General features: G+C 56.2%; 17 protein-coding genes. 7 read left to right on the plus strand and 10 right to left on the minus strand.

The genetic code is table 11. The annotated features are described in order from the left end of the window. Genes A9G06_RS14280 through A9G06_RS14290 form a run of 3 tightly spaced genes read left to right on the plus strand, consistent with a single transcriptional unit; the run spans window position 1 to window position 1,325 of the window. Window positions 1–342, plus strand: a complete 342-nt coding sequence (locus A9G06_RS14280; protein WP_069555653.1) for a carboxymuconolactone decarboxylase family protein — start codon at window positions 1–3, stop codon at window positions 340–342. 49 nt (window positions 343–391) lie between these two features. Further along, a complete protein-coding gene (locus tag A9G06_RS14285; RefSeq protein ID WP_013723564.1) occupies window positions 392–829 on the plus strand; it encodes a PaaI family thioesterase in 438 nt (145 codons plus the stop codon). Window positions 830–833: 4 nt separating this feature from the next. Next, a complete protein-coding gene (locus A9G06_RS14290; protein ID WP_005334596.1) occupies window positions 834–1,325 on the plus strand; it encodes a Dps family protein in 492 nt (163 codons plus the stop codon). A gap of 41 nt (window positions 1,326–1,366) precedes the next feature. Here A9G06_RS14290 and A9G06_RS14295 read toward each other — a convergent pair whose 3' ends face one another. The 6 genes from A9G06_RS14295 to A9G06_RS14320 all read right to left on the minus strand — a co-directional run bounded on the left by A9G06_RS14295 (window position 1,367) and on the right by A9G06_RS14320 (window position 5,638). Continuing rightward, window positions 1,367–1,633, minus strand: coding sequence for a hypothetical protein (locus tag A9G06_RS14295; RefSeq protein ID WP_069555654.1), 267 nt, complete (start codon window positions 1,631–1,633; stop codon window positions 1,367–1,369). Window positions 1,634–1,644: 11 nt separating this feature from the next. Next, window positions 1,645–2,160 carry an AAA family ATPase gene (locus A9G06_RS14300; protein WP_069555655.1) on the minus strand — a complete coding sequence of 172 codons (516 nt, stop codon included), beginning with the start codon at window positions 2,158–2,160 and terminating at the stop codon, window positions 1,645–1,647. Window positions 2,161–2,196: 36 nt separating this feature from the next. After that, window positions 2,197–2,733: a GNAT family protein gene (locus A9G06_RS14305; protein ID WP_069555656.1), complete on the minus strand. Its 537-nt coding sequence runs from the start codon at window positions 2,731–2,733 to the stop codon at window positions 2,197–2,199. A gap of 161 nt (window positions 2,734–2,894) precedes the next feature. Then, window positions 2,895–4,244 carry a HEPN domain-containing protein gene (locus tag A9G06_RS14310; protein ID WP_069555657.1) on the minus strand — a complete coding sequence of 450 codons (1,350 nt, stop codon included), beginning with the start codon at window positions 4,242–4,244 and terminating at the stop codon, window positions 2,895–2,897. Window positions 4,245–4,813: 569 nt separating this feature from the next. Continuing rightward, window positions 4,814–5,077: a hypothetical protein gene (locus A9G06_RS14315; protein ID WP_069555658.1), complete on the minus strand. Its 264-nt coding sequence runs from the start codon at window positions 5,075–5,077 to the stop codon at window positions 4,814–4,816. Window positions 5,078–5,173: 96 nt separating this feature from the next. Continuing rightward, window positions 5,174–5,638 carry a MerR family transcriptional regulator gene (locus A9G06_RS14320; protein WP_069555659.1) on the minus strand — a complete coding sequence of 155 codons (465 nt, stop codon included), beginning with the start codon at window positions 5,636–5,638 and terminating at the stop codon, window positions 5,174–5,176. A 220-nt stretch (window positions 5,639–5,858) separates the two neighbouring features. Between A9G06_RS14320 and A9G06_RS14325 the strand changes: the two genes are divergently transcribed. Beyond that, entirely contained in the window at window positions 5,859–7,103 is a 1,245-nt protein-coding gene (locus A9G06_RS14325; RefSeq protein WP_069555660.1) for an NADH:flavin oxidoreductase/NADH oxidase family protein, read from the plus strand. Window positions 7,104–7,221: 118 nt separating this feature from the next. On the opposite strand, the gene A9G06_RS14330 is transcribed toward A9G06_RS14325, so the two are convergent. After that, entirely contained in the window at window positions 7,222–8,259 is a 1,038-nt protein-coding gene (locus tag A9G06_RS14330) for a Mal regulon transcriptional regulator MalI (protein ID WP_005344074.1), read from the minus strand. A 280-nt stretch (window positions 8,260–8,539) separates the two neighbouring features. Here A9G06_RS14330 and malX point away from each other — a divergent pair, with 280 nt between their 5' ends. Beyond that, complete coding sequence (gene malX / locus A9G06_RS14335; protein WP_069555661.1) at window positions 8,540–10,111, plus strand: maltose/glucose-specific PTS transporter subunit IIBC; 1,572 nt, start codon at window positions 8,540–8,542, stop codon at window positions 10,109–10,111. A gap of 87 nt (window positions 10,112–10,198) precedes the next feature. Beyond that, window positions 10,199–11,389, plus strand: coding sequence for a MalY/PatB family protein (locus A9G06_RS14340; protein WP_069555662.1), 1,191 nt, complete (start codon window positions 10,199–10,201; stop codon window positions 11,387–11,389). A gap of 83 nt (window positions 11,390–11,472) precedes the next feature. Here the strand turns inward: A9G06_RS14340 and A9G06_RS14345 are convergent, their stop codons facing one another. Continuing rightward, a complete protein-coding gene (locus A9G06_RS14345; protein ID WP_083243796.1) occupies window positions 11,473–12,405 on the minus strand; it encodes a LysR family transcriptional regulator in 933 nt (310 codons plus the stop codon). 519 nt (window positions 12,406–12,924) lie between these two features. Here A9G06_RS14345 and A9G06_RS14350 point away from each other — a divergent pair. Further along, complete coding sequence (locus A9G06_RS14350; RefSeq protein WP_069555670.1) at window positions 12,925–16,026, plus strand: hypothetical protein; 3,102 nt, start codon at window positions 12,925–12,927, stop codon at window positions 16,024–16,026. A 97-nt stretch (window positions 16,027–16,123) separates the two neighbouring features. Here A9G06_RS14350 and ruvC read toward each other — a convergent pair whose 3' ends face one another. Both ruvC and A9G06_RS14360 read right to left on the minus strand, forming a co-directional pair. Next, complete coding sequence (gene ruvC / locus A9G06_RS14355) at window positions 16,124–16,645, minus strand: crossover junction endodeoxyribonuclease RuvC (RefSeq protein ID WP_005334512.1); 522 nt, start codon at window positions 16,643–16,645, stop codon at window positions 16,124–16,126. A 115-nt stretch (window positions 16,646–16,760) separates the two neighbouring features. Further along, window positions 16,761–17,810 carry an efflux RND transporter periplasmic adaptor subunit gene (locus A9G06_RS14360; protein WP_058058932.1) on the minus strand — a complete coding sequence of 350 codons (1,050 nt, stop codon included), beginning with the start codon at window positions 17,808–17,810 and terminating at the stop codon, window positions 16,761–16,763. Between the last annotated feature and the right edge of the window lie 10 nt (window positions 17,811–17,820).

Below are 17,820 nucleotides of genomic sequence, written 5' to 3' on the forward strand. Positions count from 1 at the left end.
ATGAAAAATTACCGAGATATCAATAAAGAACAACACCAGCTTGGCTCTGCTTATCGCAAGAGCAGCCCGGATACCATGAATGCGTTTATTGCGCTGCACAAAGCCGTTATGAAAGAGGACGAGGCGCTGGCATTGAAATATCGGGAAATGATCGCCCTCGGTATTGGTATCGCTTCCCGCTGCGATGGCTGCATTGCCGCCCATGTTGCCGGAGCCGTGAAGGCCGGTGCTTCGCGAGCGGAGCTGATTGCCACCGTGGATGTCGCGGTATTGATGGGAGGCGGCCCCTCCATCATCTATGGCACCCAGGCACATGCCGCCATCGAAGAGCTGCTCTCCTAGCACTCTGTTCTCAACATGCGAGTGGCCAAATAGCGAGTGAATAGATCAAGTGGATGAATATCAATCAGAGAACTATCAACAGACCATGATGTCCCACGCCCGTTGCATGGTGTGTGGCACTCATAACCCGGATTCACTGGGAATTCGCTTTTATCAGGGGGAGGAAGGGACGACGGAAGGGCTGTTTATTGCCAACCAGCGCCATCAGGGTTACAGCGATATTTTGCATGGCGGCATGACCAGCACCCTGCTCGATGCGGTGATGACACATGCGTTGCTGCAACGGGGAATAAGAGGATTAACAGCAGAGTTGACCGTTCGTTTTATTGCTCCCATCGATATCGGCAGCAAAGTAGCGCTCTCGGCCAGAATAGTCGACCAGCGTCACGGTATCTATCGCCTGAATGCCGTAGCGTCGGTTGGCGGGATGATTGTTGCAAAAGCATCGGCCAAATTTATCAAGCCGAAAGCCAATAACAGGAGTTAGCGTGATGAAAAAAGAGAGTGTGGTTTTACCTGAAATGGATATCGGTATTTCAGCCGCCGATCGCAAAAAAATTGCAGATGGATTGTCGGCACTGCTTGCCGATAGTTACACCCTTTATTTGATGACCCACAATTTTCACTGGAACGTAACCGGCCCGCAGTTCAACAGCCTGCACAATATGTTTATGGATCAATACACCGAGCAGTGGAATGCGCTGGATGTTATTGCCGAGCGGATCCGCGCATTGGGCTTCCCCGCTCCCGGCACATATAAGGAGTTTGTCCGTCTCTCCTCCATTGAGGAGGTCGAAGGGGTGCCCTGTGCCAGTGAAATGCTCAAACATCTGGTGTTGGCGCAAGAAGCCACGGCGAGAACCGCCAGAAAACTGTTCGATCTGGTCGATGCCGTCAATGACCAGCCCACCGCCGATGTACTGACCCAGCGCATCGATATTCATGAAAAAACCGCCTGGATGCTAAGAAGCATGCTCTCTTGATGGCACGGGGCTGCCATATTCTGTGGCAGCCCGATTTTCCCTTAACGGTTCGGTCCAACCGAGCCCTTTGGCTGCTGTCGTTTGGTTCGATAGTGATGCACGAGCCAGTCAATTCCCGCCATTGCCGCCGCGACGCCAATCATGATCAGAGTGAGGCGGCCGCCCTCCTGCCATGAGAGCAAATCCAGATGAAAGTCCTGCCGAATAAATTCCGGGATCAGGCCGATAGGCAAGGTAATAGCCAGATAGGATATAAATTTTCTGAAAAACATATGGTCAGGTTTTGGAGTCGGTTTGTATTGGTCCATCAAGTTTCTTGTTAGCTGTTAACGGTCAGTTGAGTGAGATAGCTATTTACCGTTTCACGAGTCGTGAAATGGTGCTTGTCGTTTGGGAATAGATCAAACAGCTCGCGATGGAAGTGGCGGGAGCTTTTACCGGCTCGCTGCCCATATTCCGATGCCCACACCAGCAGTTGTTGAAAGTTCTTTTCCGCTGCCACAGCATCCCCTTGCCTAGCGCTTTGTGATCCGCGCGATAGCAGTGAATCACGGCAGACCGACCAGTCGAGATCCAGAAAAAGCAGGGTATCGGCGGCATCAAGCAGTTGCTCGATCAGGGCACCAAATACCCCTTCGACCACCCATGAGGGCGCTTGAGCAAGAGTTTGAATGGCATGGTCAATCTCATGCTGGGGCCGTTTTTGGTTAAAGCCGCCCGGCTGCCAGACAATGGTGTCCAGATTGACCTCGCGGATAGTTAACCCCTCAGCCAATCGAGCCGCCAACCAGCTCTTGCCCGATCCCGAGTTACCAATAATCAGAATTTGTTTCATCTATGAGTGCTCTTTAAATACCCAATTGGCTGGTGACTATCTCTGCTTCCACTCGCTCTGGAGGATGGCCAACACCACGGTATCCCACCACTGATCTTTGAAGAAACGGTGTTCGCGAAAATATCCCTCTTGTCTCATACCCAACGCCTTGCATAACCGAATCGCCGCGCGATTCTGGCTGATGGTTTCTGCATAGATCCGGTGTACGCCTAATTCGCGAAAACCAACGTTCATCAAGGCGTATGCGGCTTCATGTATGAGTCCATTCCCCTGATATTCGCGGGCCATGCCACATCCCATCGATGCCTGACTATCCGCTTCCAGACGCAGGCCAACCGTGCCAATAAATTCCCCGGTTGTCTTGTACTCGATGGCCAGTTGATAGGCGGTGCGAGGCTGTTCGCTCGCCTGCACGATAAATAGTCGGGTGAGCTGTCGATATTTATCCGGGGCACAATCTGACTCGCTGTAAAATCGCTGATATTTGCTCTCTTGCGAGATGGCGACAAAAGCTTCTGCATCCGCAGGCTGCATATCGCGCAAGATAAGACGTTGGGTTTCAAGCTTGAACATAACTTCCTTGTTAATCTAAGAGGTGCGTATCAAGTGCCGTAGGATGCAATGAAAGAAGTGAATTGCATCTCTTATTTGGTCACAGAAAGAGTGATGGCTAGAAGCCCTAGGTGATGACGCGAGTGTCCGAATACGCTTCACTATTATAATCTACGAGCTAGCTATAAATCTTTGTTGCTTACTGGTATGTTAACTGGTTCAAACTCGTTTCTCTCATTAATAGTCCCAAACATTATATTAATTTTGGGGTTTATTTTGTTTTTAAATGATGCAAGTCGTTCAAGATTTGAACGGTTTAATATTTCACTTGGATCATCCCTTAGCACGATAACAACTTCACCGAAGTCTATATTTTCCTGCTCAATATATCTTTCAACATGACTTATAGTTGTACCTAATCTCATTGCTAGGGCGGATGAGAAAAATCTTGAGTAATAGCACTTTATTTCAATAGCGGTTGTTTGATTTTGAGTTTTAACTAAAAAATCTATTGGGCGTAGATGGTGTGAACGTTCGGGGGGCTCAATATTTGCACCTTTTTTTAGGTAGAATTCTGCAACTGATTTTTCAGCTAAATAGAAAAATGCATGTAGAGATTCAGATTTGTAGGAATGAATTATTAGTTCTCTATCTTCCTCATCAAGATCTATTTCACCTAATTTACTCATTGCTGCAGTCAGTTTTTCTTTCACCTCAGAAGTTAATTCATTAACTTTCTCAAAATCCTCTCTTGTTAAGAATCTATTATGTGCGACTTTATTTCTTAGTTTATAAAGAAGATCCCATTTTTTCTCTAGACTTTGAGAGTCTATGCCTAAAAGTGACGAGAAGTATTTTTCCCAATTTGATTTTGGAACATATTTTAGGATTTTTGATTTGTCTGATTCATCGAAAGCAGTTTTTGCAAGGACTCTATCCAATTCTTCTAGTGTAATGTCTCTCTTTTTTTGAAACAGGACTTGAGATAAATTGATAAAATCAAGTTTATAAAGATCATTTAAATGTATGTCATCCTCGTCAAATTTTTCAATTTTTTTTGCTAAGTCAGGATGGATAGTTTCTTTCGACCAATTAATCCCAACATTAATCAGCATGAATTTGCTGATTAACTTCCGCATTACGTTCTCTATATCATTTATCAAAGGATATGCTTTATAGGCATAGTGTCTGCCAACATCATCCCATAAAACATTTATTACAGTAGACTCGGGATTTATTCTCTTACATATCTGCTTTATTTTATCGCCAACCTCTGAGAACTCATCAACTAGCTGATCATTTGTGTTTTCTAGTGCAACAATGAAGTATCGCTCTTTGTTAGATGGGATGTTATCTGTTTCAACCCGAAACTTTACTGTGATTAGTGGTTTTGATTTTGATGTTTTTTTATATGTTATCTTTTGACCGGAAATGGATATGAGAGAGTCAACCTTTAAAAAATCTATAAATGCTTTCTTACTGTTACAAAATGAGTCATTATTTGTGATAAGTACTAAAAACTCTAATTTCACGTGGTTTCCTTACAAAGTTTTTAAAAGTGTTCCATGGTAATAATTTCGGTTGTATTTGAGTTGCGACTTCGATTTGCCGAACGTAATCTGAAGTTCGCTAGATAATTAATAAATGAGGATATATCTTGTTCCCAACCAGAAATGTTAATTGATTTCTCAACTGCTTATGTGGATTCTAACCGTCCTTGAAAATAGCGGTAAACATCTTCGTTATTAAAGCCGCCCACAATTGGGTTGGAGAAGATTAGCGAGGGGGTTTTGCACCAATATCTTTAGCAATTCCAAGACAGAGATAGAGGCCAAACCCCACGCTACCGCCCGTGGATTACAGCCTCCAGCCTGCTGCGGTCATCCGGCGATGTGGTGGATGGCGAAACGGCCGCACAGTGTTATCTCTGCAAGAGTGGTTGCCAAGTGGAGCATATTAATCGAGAGAGGGGCAGGGTAAAACCGCAGTCGGGCAAAAACCTGCCAAAGATCAATAAATTGCTTAATAAGTGGCTGTTATCTGACCGCTTGGTAAAGTGACCGCAAGCTGAGCGTCACTTTTTGCCGGGTACTATCGCCACTCAATACTCCAGAAACTTCTCCCCGCAGCGTTCGCAAATTAGATGTTTTACATGGGTGGTCTGGTAGGCCAGTGTTTCACCAAACGCCCAGTTGGTGATGCTGCTGGAAGTAAAGGCTTGCCAGAAGGCTTTGCGCGGATCCTTGGGCATGATGTCCTGGCTGTGATCGCGGGCGACCAGCACCACGATATGGCGGGTACGCTCGCCGCATTTGTCACAGCGGTGGATTTCAGTTGGCGGATTCTGGTCGTGCGGGCTGCTCATAAATGGGCTCGTGAAGAGAGGGAGGCACCCATCATATTCCTCTCCACTTGGCTCTCAACCTCTCTGGTCGAGGGCGTGTGCCGGTTGTGAACAAGATCACCTTTTGTGGCGTGACGCAGACTTGGCCGTGGTGGCAGCCTTTGCGACGAGCTTGTGGGAGGGGATGCCCATGCTGGCCAATACCCGGGCGGCGTTCTCTTCACATGGCATCTCGTCGGGTTTGGACTCCACCAGCCGGATCAGGGTCTGCAACTGCTGCTTGCTGTGGGCAAGCCTTGCCTCCAGCGCCTCTATGTCGCTCACCTTGGCCTTGAGTGCCGCCAGCAGCGGGGCGTGTTGCCAGGTGCTGATATCTGCCGGTACCAGCTGCTTGATCTCGTCGAGGGAGAAGCCTGCCTGCTGCGCCTGGCTAATGATGGTCAGCAACGGCACTGTCTCGGGCGGGTAGTCGCGATAGCCGTTGGCCCCCCGTTGCACCTTGTTGAGCAGGCCCCTGGCTTCGTAAAAACGGATAGCCGAAGCCGCCATGCCGGTCTGTTTGGCCAGTTCACCGATCTTCATCTTGCCTCCTGGGCTACGGGTTGATGGCCCCTGACGTTAAGGCTGAGGGGCGGGTGCCGGGAGATTCTAGGGTTAAAGCCCGCTTGAATGTCAACGGCCCTGAGCAAGCAAGGGGTGGGTGGATAGCCTTTCCTTGGTCGTAGCGGCATCTCGACAAAGGGCTTGACCTTCAAGTCAGCTTCAAACTTATGGTGGGGCCCTCACTACCGAGGAGATCGCCATGAACCCATTTACTCCCCTGACCCTGCCAAATGGCAGCCAGCTTATCAACCGTCTCGCCAAGGCAGCCATGGAAGAGAACATGGCTGACCGTGACCATGCCCCCTCCGAGGCGCTGATCCGCCTCTATCGCACCTGGGCAGAGGGTGGCGCAGGCCTTATCATCACTGGCAATGTGATGGTGGATGGGCATGCCATGACGGGAGCGGGGGGTGTGGTGCTCGACACCCCGGTGCTATCCCCACAGCTGGCCGGGCGTTTCAGGGCCTGGGCCGAAGCGGCCAAAAGCGGGGGCGCCCAGATCTGGATGCAGATCAACCACCCCGGTCGCCAGATGCCAGCGGCGCTGGGGCAACCTACCCTGGCACCTTCCGCCGTGCCCATGGCGCTCGGCAGTTTCTCCAAACAGTTCTCTCCGCCCAGGGCCATGAGCGAAGCCGACATTGCCGAGGTGAAAGCACGCTTTATCAATACGGCGCTGTTGGCACAGCGTCTCGGTTTTGACGGAGTGCAGATCCACGCTGCGCACGGCTATCTGCTGAGCCAGTTCCTCTCGCCGCTCACCAACCAGCGCCGCGATCGTTGGGGCGGCAGCCTTGAGAATCGTGCCCGCTTGCTGCTGGAGATAGTGCAGGGGATCCGTGAGCAGGTGGGGGAGCGCTTCTCACTGTCGGTCAAACTCAACTCCGCCGACTTTCAGCGTGGCGGCTTCAGTACCGAAGATGCCAGAGCTGTGGTCGACATGCTCAACCCGCTCGGGGTGGATCTGGTGGAGCTCTCCGGTGGCAGTTACGAGGCACCCGCCATGCACGGTCAGGCCCGCGATGGCCGCACCCTGGCGCGGGAAGCCTATTTTCTGACGTTTGCCGAAGAGATAGTGAGTGCCGCTCATATGCCCGTGATGGTGACCGGTGGAATCCGCCGTTATCCGGTGGTGGAACAAGTGCTCGGTAGCGGAGTGGCGGTCGTTGGCATGGCCACCGCGCTTGCCATCGCCCCGGATCTGCCTGCCAGATGGCGCCGTGAGCAGGCTGCAAGCGCCGAGCTCAGACCCATCCCCTGGCGCAACAAGGTGCTGGCTTCGGTAGGTTATATGGCGATGGTGAAATACCAGCTGCGGCGGCTGGGCCGAGGTCAGCCGAGCCACCCCAAGGTTGCACCATCGCTGGCGCTGGCTTGCCAGCAGTGGCAAACCCTGCTTGGCAACGCCCGTTATCGTCGCTGGATCAAGGCGCAGGAAAAATGAAGAGAGGGTGGTTCAGGCGAGCCAGCCAGGCCTGCTTAGGCCGATGCCCGCTTCTGCGGTTTGCTGGTGAGCGGTGATGATATGGCGGGTGGGGTGAGCTCGGGCTTGTCCAGTCAGCTCAGGCCGACTCCCGTTTTTGCAGGTTGGGGGTGATGATATGGCGGTTGGGAGCGAGCTCGGGTTGCTGCATCCGGGTCAGCAGTCGTCTTGCCGCCTGACGGCCGATTTCGCGGGCTGGTGAGCTGACGAAGGTGAGGGCGGGGGAGGTGAGTTCGGCCTCCGCCACGTCGTCAAAACCGAGCAGGGCCACCTGCTGTCCGATGTAGTTGTCCTTGCCCACGGTGCGGCCGCTCGCCTCGACGCCATAGATGGCGCCGAGGGCCACTTCGGGGTAGTGGCAGAGCACGGCGGTCACCTTGGGGTGCTGGTGCAGCAGCTGGGCGATGGTGTCTGCGGCGCTGCGCTGGGTGCGCTCGCACTCCAGTACCCACTCAGGTTTGAAGGGCAGGCCATATTGCAGCAGGCTGGCGCAGTAGCCGCCGATGCGCTCGGCGCGGGTGAGGGAGTCGGCCCGCCCGCCGACGTAGGCGATATGGCGGTGGCCCTGCTCGATAAGGTAAGTGGTAGCCTGCTTGGCGGCGTGGGTGTTGTCGGGGCCGATAAAATCGACGTCATCGCGATAGTAGGAGCGGGCGGCGCACACCACCGGCAGTTCGGAGTCGAGCAGGGTCTCCAGGGTTTTGGCTGCCGCGCCGCGCACCGGATTGAAGATGATGCCCGCCACCCCTTGCCGTGACAGGGAGTGGATGCTCTGCTGCAGCCGCTCCGGGCTGTGGCCGCACTGGGTCAGAAACAGCAGATAGCCCTGCTGCTCCAGCACCTCGCTCACCCCGGCGGTCACCTCGGTATAGAAGGGGTCGGTGATGTCGCGCAGGATCAGCCCCACCAGATTGGATTGCTGGCTGCGCAGGTTGGCGGCGGCGCTGTTGGGCACGTAGTCGAGCTCTTTTATCGCCTGCTGCACCCGCTCGGCGGTGGCCGGGGAGATGCGCCCCTTGCCGTTGAGCACCATGGAGACGGTGGTGACCGACACTCCCGCCCGCTGGGCGACATCGGTGATCTTGGTGGCTTTGGCAGAGAGGGATTTGGGCGACATAGGGCGAACGGACGACGGACAGTTGAGAGCGAGGCCCCAGCATACCTGCTTGGGTTGCCAAGTGAAACGTTACATCACCATCTGGCCGATCCGGCTCACAAATTTGGATCCTGCTGCCAGCCAGCCCCCTTATTCTGTGATCCTGTCGGCACTTGTAAATTGATAAAACGTTTTATCATCCAGCAAAACCTGATGCTGACCCGCGCCTTTTGCTTCGAGATTGCCTCGAGCGGGGGAGGGCAGCCGCAGATATTGCTGTCTATTCACAAGGAGCCGTTTCATGGCCAAGCCTCAAGCCAAATCCACCATCTGGGAGTTCCTGCAGAGCCTCGGCAAGACCTTTATGTTGCCGGTCGCCCTGCTGGCCTTCTCGGGCATCCTGCTCGGTGTCGGCAGCTCGCTCACCAGCGATGCGGTCAAGCAGAGCATGCCCTTCCTCGACAATACCGTGCTGCAACTGCTGTTCCTCTGGATGACCAAGGTGGGGCTGGTGGCCTTTATCTACCTGCCGGTGATGTTTGCGGTGGCCATTCCGCTCGGACTGGCGCGGGAAGAGAAGGGGGTCGCGGCCTTTGCCGGTTTCGTCGGCTATGCGGCGCTCAACCTCTCCATCAACTTCTACCTGACCGTGGCCAACGTCATCGGTGACGCGGCGGCGGAGAAGGCCTACGGGGTGAAATCGATCCTCGGCATCAGCTCCATCGACACTGGTATTTTGGGGGCCATCATCGTCGGGGTTATCGTCGCGAAGCTCCACGCCCGTTTCTACACCTACAAGATGCCCGATGCGCTCGCCTTCTTCGGCGGTGCCCGCTTTGTGCCCATCATCACCGCGCTGGTGCTGGGTGTGGTCGGTCTGGTCGTGCCGTTCGTCTGGCCCTGGTTTGCTGCCGGCATCAACGGCATCGGGGCGCTCATCTCCCACGCCGGTCCCTTCGGCCCCTTCCTGTTCGGTACCGGTGAGCGTCTGCTGCTGCCGCTCGGCCTGCACCACATTCTGGTGGCGCTGATCCGCTTTACCGAAGCGGGCGGCACCCAGCTGGTATGCGGTCACGAGGTGAGCGGCGCCCTCAATATCTTCTACGCGGAGCTCTCCTGCGCCGACACCAACGGCTTCTCGGTCTCTGCCACCTCCTTCCTCTCTCAGGGCAAGATGCCAGCCTTCCTTGGCGGCTTGCCGGGTGCGGCGCTCGCCATGTATCACTGCGCCCGTCCTGAGAATCGCGGCAAGATCAAGGCGCTGCTGGTCTCCGGCGTGGTGGCCTGCGTCATCGGCGGTATCACAGAGCCGCTGGAGTTCCTGTTCCTGTTCGTGGCACCGGTGCTCTACGTCATTCACGCCATCCTGACCGGTCTGGGCTTTATGACCATGGGGCTGCTCGGCGTCACCATTGGCAACACCGACGGCAACCTCATCGATTTTCTGGTGTTCGGCGTGCTGCAAGGTACCGCAACCAAGTGGTATCTGGTGCCGGTCACGGCCGCCATCTGGTTTGCCATCTACTACAGCGTGTTCCGCTTCGCCATCGTGCGCTTTAACCTGAAAACCCCTGGCCGCGAGATTGAAACCAGCGAAGCTGCCCAGCCTGCAGGCAAGAAGGCCGGCAACAGCGGTTACAACGGTGAAATCATCCTCAACGCCCTGGGCGGTGCCGATAACATTCTGGCGCTCGATAACTGCATCACCCGCCTGCGGATGTCGGTGCAGGACATGAGCCGGGTCGATGACAAGGTATTGAAAGCGAACGGCGCCATCGGGGTGATCAAGCTCGACGAGCACAACCTGCAGGTGGTGATCGGCCCGCAGGTGCATCTGGTGAAAAACCAGCTACAGAGCCTGATGGGGGCCTGAACCGGCCAATAAGATCCGAACGGGGGGCGCAAGCCCCCCTTGTTTGCCTCTCCCAATATGTCTCCTGTTTATGGAGGGAGAAACTTCATGCACGATATTTATGACTTCGACCGTGTGGTCGACCGCCACGGCACCTACTGCACCCAGTGGGACTACGTAGCCGACCGTTTTGGCCATGCCGACCTGCTCCCCTTTACCATCTCCGACATGGATTTCGAGACCGCCCCCTGCATTCGCCAGACGTTGGCAACCCGCCTTGAGCACGGGGTATTTGGCTACAGCCGCTGGAATCACGACGACTTCAAGGGGGCGGTGAGCGACTGGTTTGCCCACCGCTACGGCGCGAGCCTCGACCCCGAGACGCTGGTTTACGGCCCCTCGGTCATCTATGTGATTGCCCAGCTGGTGAGCCTCTGGTCGGCGCCGGGTGAGGGGGTACTGGTGCACACCCCCGCCTACGATGCCTTCGGCAATATGCTGGCTGCCAACGATCGGGTGCTGTTGCCATGCCCGCTCAAAAAAGCAGAGGGGAGTTACCAGATCGACTGGGCCTGCTTCGAGCAGCAAGCCGCTCGCCCTGATTGCCGGATTTTGCTGCTCTGCAGCCCCCACAACCCCACCGGTCGGGTCTGGACGCGGGATGAACTCGGCCGGATGGCCACCATCTGCCAGCGTCACGGGGTCAAGGTGATCTCGGACGACATCCATATGGATGTGAGCTTTGCCCGCTACCTGCCGTGGAGCGAGGTGGCGCCGGACGATCACTGGGCGCTGGTGAGCTCGGGCTCCAAATCCTTCAATATTCCCGCCCTTGGCGGCGCCTACGCCTTTATCGCCAACGCAGCGGCGCGGGCCGCCTATCTGCAGCGGCTCAAGGCGGCTCATGGCCTCTCATCGCCGCCCATTCTTGGGGTGCTGGCCCATATCAGCGCCTATCGGGACGGCGGTGCCTGGCTCGATGTGCTGAAAAGCTATCTGCACGGCAATCTCGCCCATGTGGCGGCGCGGCTCAATGCCGCTTTCCCCGCCATCGACTATCGGGTGCCCGAAGGGACCTATCTCGCCTGGATTGACTTGAGCAGCCTTGGCATCGACTCCCCCGAGCGGATGGATGCGCTGCAAGCCTTGCTGGTGGAGAAATACCGGGTCGCCATCATGCGCGGCGATACCTACGGCCCGGAAGGCACAGGCTATATCCGCCTCAACGTCGGCTGCCCGCGTTCAAAGGTCGATCAAGGACTCGACGCCCTGATCGGTGCGCTGGGGGAGGTGGGGTAAGGGTTGGGATATCTGGCTGGATAAGCTGTTGATTCATCCAGCCGGTGACCTTGATAGAGGCGTTCGGCTCGGTTATTGCGGGCTCAGAAGGTGGCGATCAAGGGGCTATTGCAAGTGACCTGAGCCTGAATGTCTTGGCACAACATCTGAATGTGGGGCTCATCGATCTTCTCGCGAGGGATATAAATACCGATAGTCCCCTTGTTGTACTCTTCGCCCATATTCAGCTGGCCAATACCGAATCGGGAAAAATAACCAGCCATGCTCACCGGATAAGGCATGACAGCATTGCTGTTATTGACAATATCAATGCTGGTGAGCAGGGAGTTGCTGCTATAAATGATTTTGTCATTTAACTTCATGGCGGCGCGTTCCTGCTTTTTTCTCGCCAAATCATCGACCAGATGCAGATATTTATCCTCATCCGGCGTCACCAGCAGGCTGGGATAATCGACCAGGTCCTGCTTGCTGCATATTTTCCCTGTGAGGGGATGGCCCGCTCTGACAAATACCCCATCGTGAGAAATAAATAGCGGGATAAATATCAGACTGTAATTTTTGGCCAGTCCGTGAATTTCATGTCCGAGAAACAGATCGATATGATTGCCCAACAGCAGATCGAGCAGACGCAGATGGTTGCCGACTTCAATATTGATGGCGCAGGATGGGTTGGCCTGCTGATAGCGGGCGGTGACAGGTTGCAATACCGGTTGCCACCATGCATGTCCGGTGCCCACGTTTAGTGGTCGTGCGGTGCGCTCACGCAGGGTGGCCAGCTGCCTGAGGGTATCATCGTAGATCCGCTGCATCATGCGCGCCTGCTCCAGCAGCAGCTCTCCGGCAGCGGTGAGCGTCACGCCGCCCGCGTGCCTGACCAGCAAGGTCGTTCCCAGACTCTCCTCAAGTTTTTTCATGTTGTGTGTCAGCGTCGGCTGGCTGAGTCCCATTTGCCTGGCGGCCAGACTGACATTTTTGTGGGTGGCTACTGCAATAAATTGTCTTAGATGCTTGTCCACGAATATGGCGTCCGGTCATGGGCGGGTGGTGCGCCAAGCTAGTGTAATCACCATGGGCTGTCAAATAATCCTCTTCACTGACAGGCTATTTTATGTGGCTCCCTTCACGTTGTTTTCAATACATTTTTGCCGCCTGATAGCCGGTTTGGTGCTGGGGATCACGTAATTTCATCTGGTTATAGATGTTATCTATGTCGATGGTGACATGGTCTATTTTTCTGGCGAATTCTGACCGCGTAAACTGACAAAAACAATTTTACTCAATGCTGTATCAATAACAAAACAAAAAAGTAACGAAGGGAATATATGAAAATTCGTCCATTGGCTTTATCCGTGGCGTTATGCTGCGGCGGGGTTCTTTTGTCTGGTTGTAACGAAAGCTCATCCAGCGGGAACGATAACGGGGTCAAACCCGAGGTGAAAGCGCCCTGGAATTTTGATCTCTATCTGGTCGGTGAATTCAGCGGCTGGGGTCGTGATGAGCAGTTCAAACTGACCTTCAAGGAGAGCGTCTATCGTCTGGACAACCTGAAAATGAACTCGGGTATGTCCCCGTTCAAAGTGGCCGGCCCCGAATGGACCAAGTATCCCGATTTTTCTGCAGATTCCCGCAAGGAGACCAGCATCTTCCCCGGTCAGGTCTACCCCATGTACTACCAGAACAACGGGCAGAACAACCGTCTGGTGGTGACGGAAAAGGGGCTGCTCGACATTCAGGTCAAGGTGACCAATGCCGATCTGGCTGCACCGGCCATCGAGTTCTCCATGGAGCGTGATGACCCCAATTACAGCGAGAGTCTTTATCTGAAAGGGATTGATGGCAACCTAGAGCCCGTCCTGCAGATGGTCTATCAGGGGGACAAGCAGTATGTGATGGTGGCCAAGCTGGTGGCGGGTGAGCACAAGATAAAGATTGCCTCCGCTCAGGAGGGGATCGGCTTTGGGCTCAATGGCGTTATTGCATTGAACAACCTGGTCAAGATGCAGCGCTGTGATGCTCAGTGCCAGCTGGCAACCGTGCGGGTAGAGCAGGAGGGGTATTACAAGTTCCTGCTGGATGCCAGCCAGGATGAGAATGCTCCTCTGTTGCAGGTCAGCGTTGCAGGCGATAGTGATTTGGGCATGATCAATCCCCATGAAGGGCATGAGCTGATCGAGAAGCGTGAGTATGAGACCTATAAGCCCGGAGTGACGGAAACGGCCACCTTCTCGGTCAAGCGGGCCAGTGACGAGTATCGTAGCTATGCGCAGTCGACCACTCAGGAGTTGCGTGATCCGGGTGATAGCTTTACTACCTATCAGGAGCAAGCGGATCTGCCCCGCCTGCGCTCTGGCAACATGGTCTTTGATGCCCTGTTTGCGCTGGCAGCTCACGAGATGCGCCAGAACAGCGTGGCGCAGGTCAAAGATGGCAGTTACAACGGGGGTCAGGCGATCCCGTGTGACTGTTTTGAAACCGGCGCCAAGTGGCATTACGTCTGGACGCGGGATCTCTCCTATGCCACCGATCTGGGATTGGGGGCGCTGGATCCGCTGCGCGCGCGCAACTCCCTGCGATTCAAGCTCTCGGATTTCAGAGCCGAGCTGAAAAGCGATCTGGACAATTTGATCCCGCAAGGACGCCAGATCATTCAGGATACCGGTACCGGGGGCAGCTGGCCCATCAGTACCGATCGCATGAGCTGGGCCCTGGGGGCCGAGCGGGTGCTGGCCGCCCTGCCGGATGCCGAACGCAGCGCGTTCTTGCCCGAGGTCTTTGAAGGGTTGAGCAACACCATTGAGAGTGATCGTCTGGCCGCCTTCGATAGCGCAGATGGTCTCTATGTCGGCGAGCAATCCTTCCTCGATTGGCGCGACCAGACCTATGCCAAGTGGATCACCGCCGATATCGCCCACATCGGCATGAGCAAATCCCTCTCCACCAACGTGACCCACTATCAGGGGTTGCTGCTGGCCGCGCGGGTGGCGGGCGAACTGGGTCACGATGAGCTGGCGAGCCGCTATAATCAGTGGGCGGGCGAGCTGAAACTTGCTATCAATCGTGCTTTCTGGCTGGCTGACGAGAAGATGTATGCCAGCCTGATCAACACCAGTACCGATCAGAGCCCGGCCTACAAGTTCGATCTATTGGGGGAATCCCTCGCCATTCTGGCCGGTGTTGCCGATGAGGCGCAGGCCAAAGAGATCATCAGTCGCTATCCCATGGGCCCTTATGGCGCGCCGGTCTACTTCCCGCAGCAACCCGATATGCCGGTTTACCATAACCGTGCCATCTGGCCCTTTGTCTCCGCTTACGGGCTGAAGGCGGCGGCCCTGGTGCAAAACGTTGCCGTAGTCGATCACCATATCGACTCCCTGATGCGCGGCGCCGCGCTGAACCTCTCCAACATGGAGAACCTCGAGTGGCTCTCCGGCCAACCCTCCCTGATGGATCTGACCCATCCCGATTTGACGGGGCCGGTGATCAACTCCCAGCGCCAGCTCTGGTCTGTCGGGGGTTACCTTGGCATGGTGACCGACACCACCTTCGGCTACAAAGTGGAAGAGGGTGGGATCCGGATCAAACCGTTTGTCACCACTCACTTGCACAAGCTGATGGGGGCCAAGCCCGAGGCCGCGCTCAAGGGGTTGAACTACCGTGGCAAGCAGATCGATATCGTGTTGCAACTGCCGGAACTGGGCGGGGAGGGCAGTTACTATCCGGTACGCAGCATTACCCTCAATGGCGCCCCGGTGGGGGAGCAGATCAGTGAAGGCATGCTGGCCGCCAGCAACCGGATCGAAGTGACGCTCGGTGCCGCCTTGGCTGACGATCAGGGGATCCGCCTGATCAAGGATGTGGCGCCGCTGGATGTCGAGAATCGTCAGGTGTTTGCACCGACCGAGCCGACCCTGCTCGGGGTTAGCGAGCAGAGTGGCAAGCTGGTTGTTGCCCTGCAGGACAATGTCAACAAGGGGGCGCTCAGCTACAACATCTATCGGGATGGCAAACTGGTGGCCTCCGGGCTGGATCGTGCGACCAGCTGGGTCGACGACATGGTGTTACAGCCGGGCCAGGCCTATTGCTACAGTGCCGAGGCGGTCTATCCGGAGTCCGGCAACCGCTCCCATCATACCAAGCCGGTTTGCTATCAGCCTGCGCTGCAACATATCGCCATTTATGCGGCCAACGTCTCCCATACCGGCAGCGTGAGCGCCGCCGATGGTGCCATTCCCGTTCCTTACCTCAAGGATTGGGGGCGCCCAGACGACAGCTTGCTGGTACAGGGGGTCAAGCTCGATGGCAAGCGCACCATTCGCCTGCAATACAGCAATGCCCAGCATGCCATCAATCTGGGGGTGACCAACGGGGTGAAACGGATCTCGGTGGTACGTGGTGGCCAGGTGGTCGCCAGCGGCGTGGTGCAGATGCCCCATGTGATGAAAGAGGGTGACCTCAAACCGCTGCGTGACTCGACGTCGTTCGTGGTGGATCTGCCCGCCGGAGAGTATGACATTCGGGTGAGCGATTTTTACAACATGAGCTATCTGAAGGCGAACGACACCTACAACGATGCAGGCGGTCAAAAGGGAGCGGTCAATCTGATCGATCTCGCCAGCATCACCGTCTCGGCCCGCTAAGCGGTCAAACAAAACGGCCAAACAAAACCGCCCCGGAGATCCGGGGCGGTTTTTTTATTTAGCGATACCGGGATGAGCCGTGGGGGGATACAAGGGCTCAGCGATAGCGGCCACGTACCGAGCTGCTGGCGCGGCCGGCCATCTTGATCAGGCTCTGGCGGGTGTGCAGGTGGCAGAGCGCCACGCCAAGGGCATCTGCTGCATCCGCCTGCGGGGTGGCGGAGAGTTTCAGCAGATGGGTCACCATATGCTGCACCTGCTCCTTGGCGGCGCCGCCAGTGCCGACCACTGCCTGCTTGATCTGGGTAGCGGAGTATTCGCTCACCGGCAGATAGGCGTTGACCGCGGCGACGATGGCGCTGCCCCGGGCCTGCCCCAGTTTCAGGGCCGAGTCGGCGTTGCGGGCCATAAAGACCCGCTCGATGGCAAACTCGGTGGGTTTGAACTGGGTGATGATCTCGCATACCCCGTCATAAACCTGCTTGAGGCGCTCCGGCAGCTCGCCGCAATCGGTGCGGATGCATCCAGAGCCCAAGTATTCGGCCTTGCCGCCCACGACCCGGATAACCCCGTATCCGGTGATCCGCGAACCCGGATCGATGCCCAAAATAATGCTCATGGGTGTTGATTGCTCTAAACGCGAGTGATGGCCGCCAAGATAGCAAACTGTGGCCCGTTTGGCTGTATGTCCCGGGTCAAGCGGGCAAAGATTGGCCAGCCTGCGTCGGGCCTGGTTAGCCCTTGAACAGCGCTATGGTGTCGCCATCCTGCAGGCTGCCTGCGCCACGCACCACCACCCGATCCCCCTGCTTGAGGGCGCCGCTCACCGCAACTTGCTGGCTGTCGCCAAACAGCACGGTGACCGGCACCCGATTCACCTTGAGCGCCTTGCCGCTTCGCGCCACCTGATAGACCACGCTGCCATCGGTGCCGAGCACCAGGGCATCTCGGGGCAGCAGCATGCTCTGCTGATCCCCCAGTGGCAGGGCAACCCGTACCGGCGAGCCGATGATAAAGGTGCCCGCTTCCGGTTTGAGGCGCAACTCGATGAGGCGCGACTTGGGATCGGCGCTGGCGGCTCGCTGGTAATAGACGCCGTGACCGCTCAGTTGCTCCCCCTCCACCCGTAGCCGGGTTTGCGGCGCCAGCTGCTGGGCCCAGAGAATGGGGGCTTGCAGGCGGATATCCGGCTGATCCGGATTGACCAGTTCCAGCGCCTGCTCGCCCGCGTCCACATGCTCGCCGGGCTGGATGAAGTGGTTGTTCACCACTCCGTCGAACGGGGCATAGATGTGGCTGCGGCGCAGCTGTTCTTCAATCTGGTTTACCTGTATGGCGGCCAGTCGCTCGGCCAGCGCGGCCTGCTCCACATCGTAGCTGGCCTTGTCGTACTGGCTCTGGGAGGCGCTCTTTTGCTGGTGCAGTCGGGTGATCCGCTGGGATTCGGCGCGAGCGAAGCGCAAGTTGCTCTGCCATTTCGCCTGCTCGGCGCGGGCCTGCTCCAGCGAGAGGCGCAGCGCCGCACTGTCGAGGCGCAGCAGCTCATCCCCTTTTTTGACCCGGCTGCCAAATTCGGCGATCCACTCCACCCGGCCGCTCACTTCGGCGCTGAGCGCCGCTTGCTGGCGACTCGCCACCGTGCCGCTGACCCAGATATTGGCGGCCGCATCCCCTTGGGTCACATCCGCCAGGGTCACCATCTTGCCCTGATCGGCCAATACCGGTAGCGCACTGCCTGCAATCAGCGCAGCGCCAGCCAACATTCGGGTAATCATATGTGTCATTGATGAGCTC

Source organism: Aeromonas sp. DNP9 (genome assembly GCF_001728955.1).
Classification (GTDB): domain Bacteria; phylum Pseudomonadota; class Gammaproteobacteria; order Enterobacterales; family Aeromonadaceae; genus Aeromonas; species Aeromonas veronii.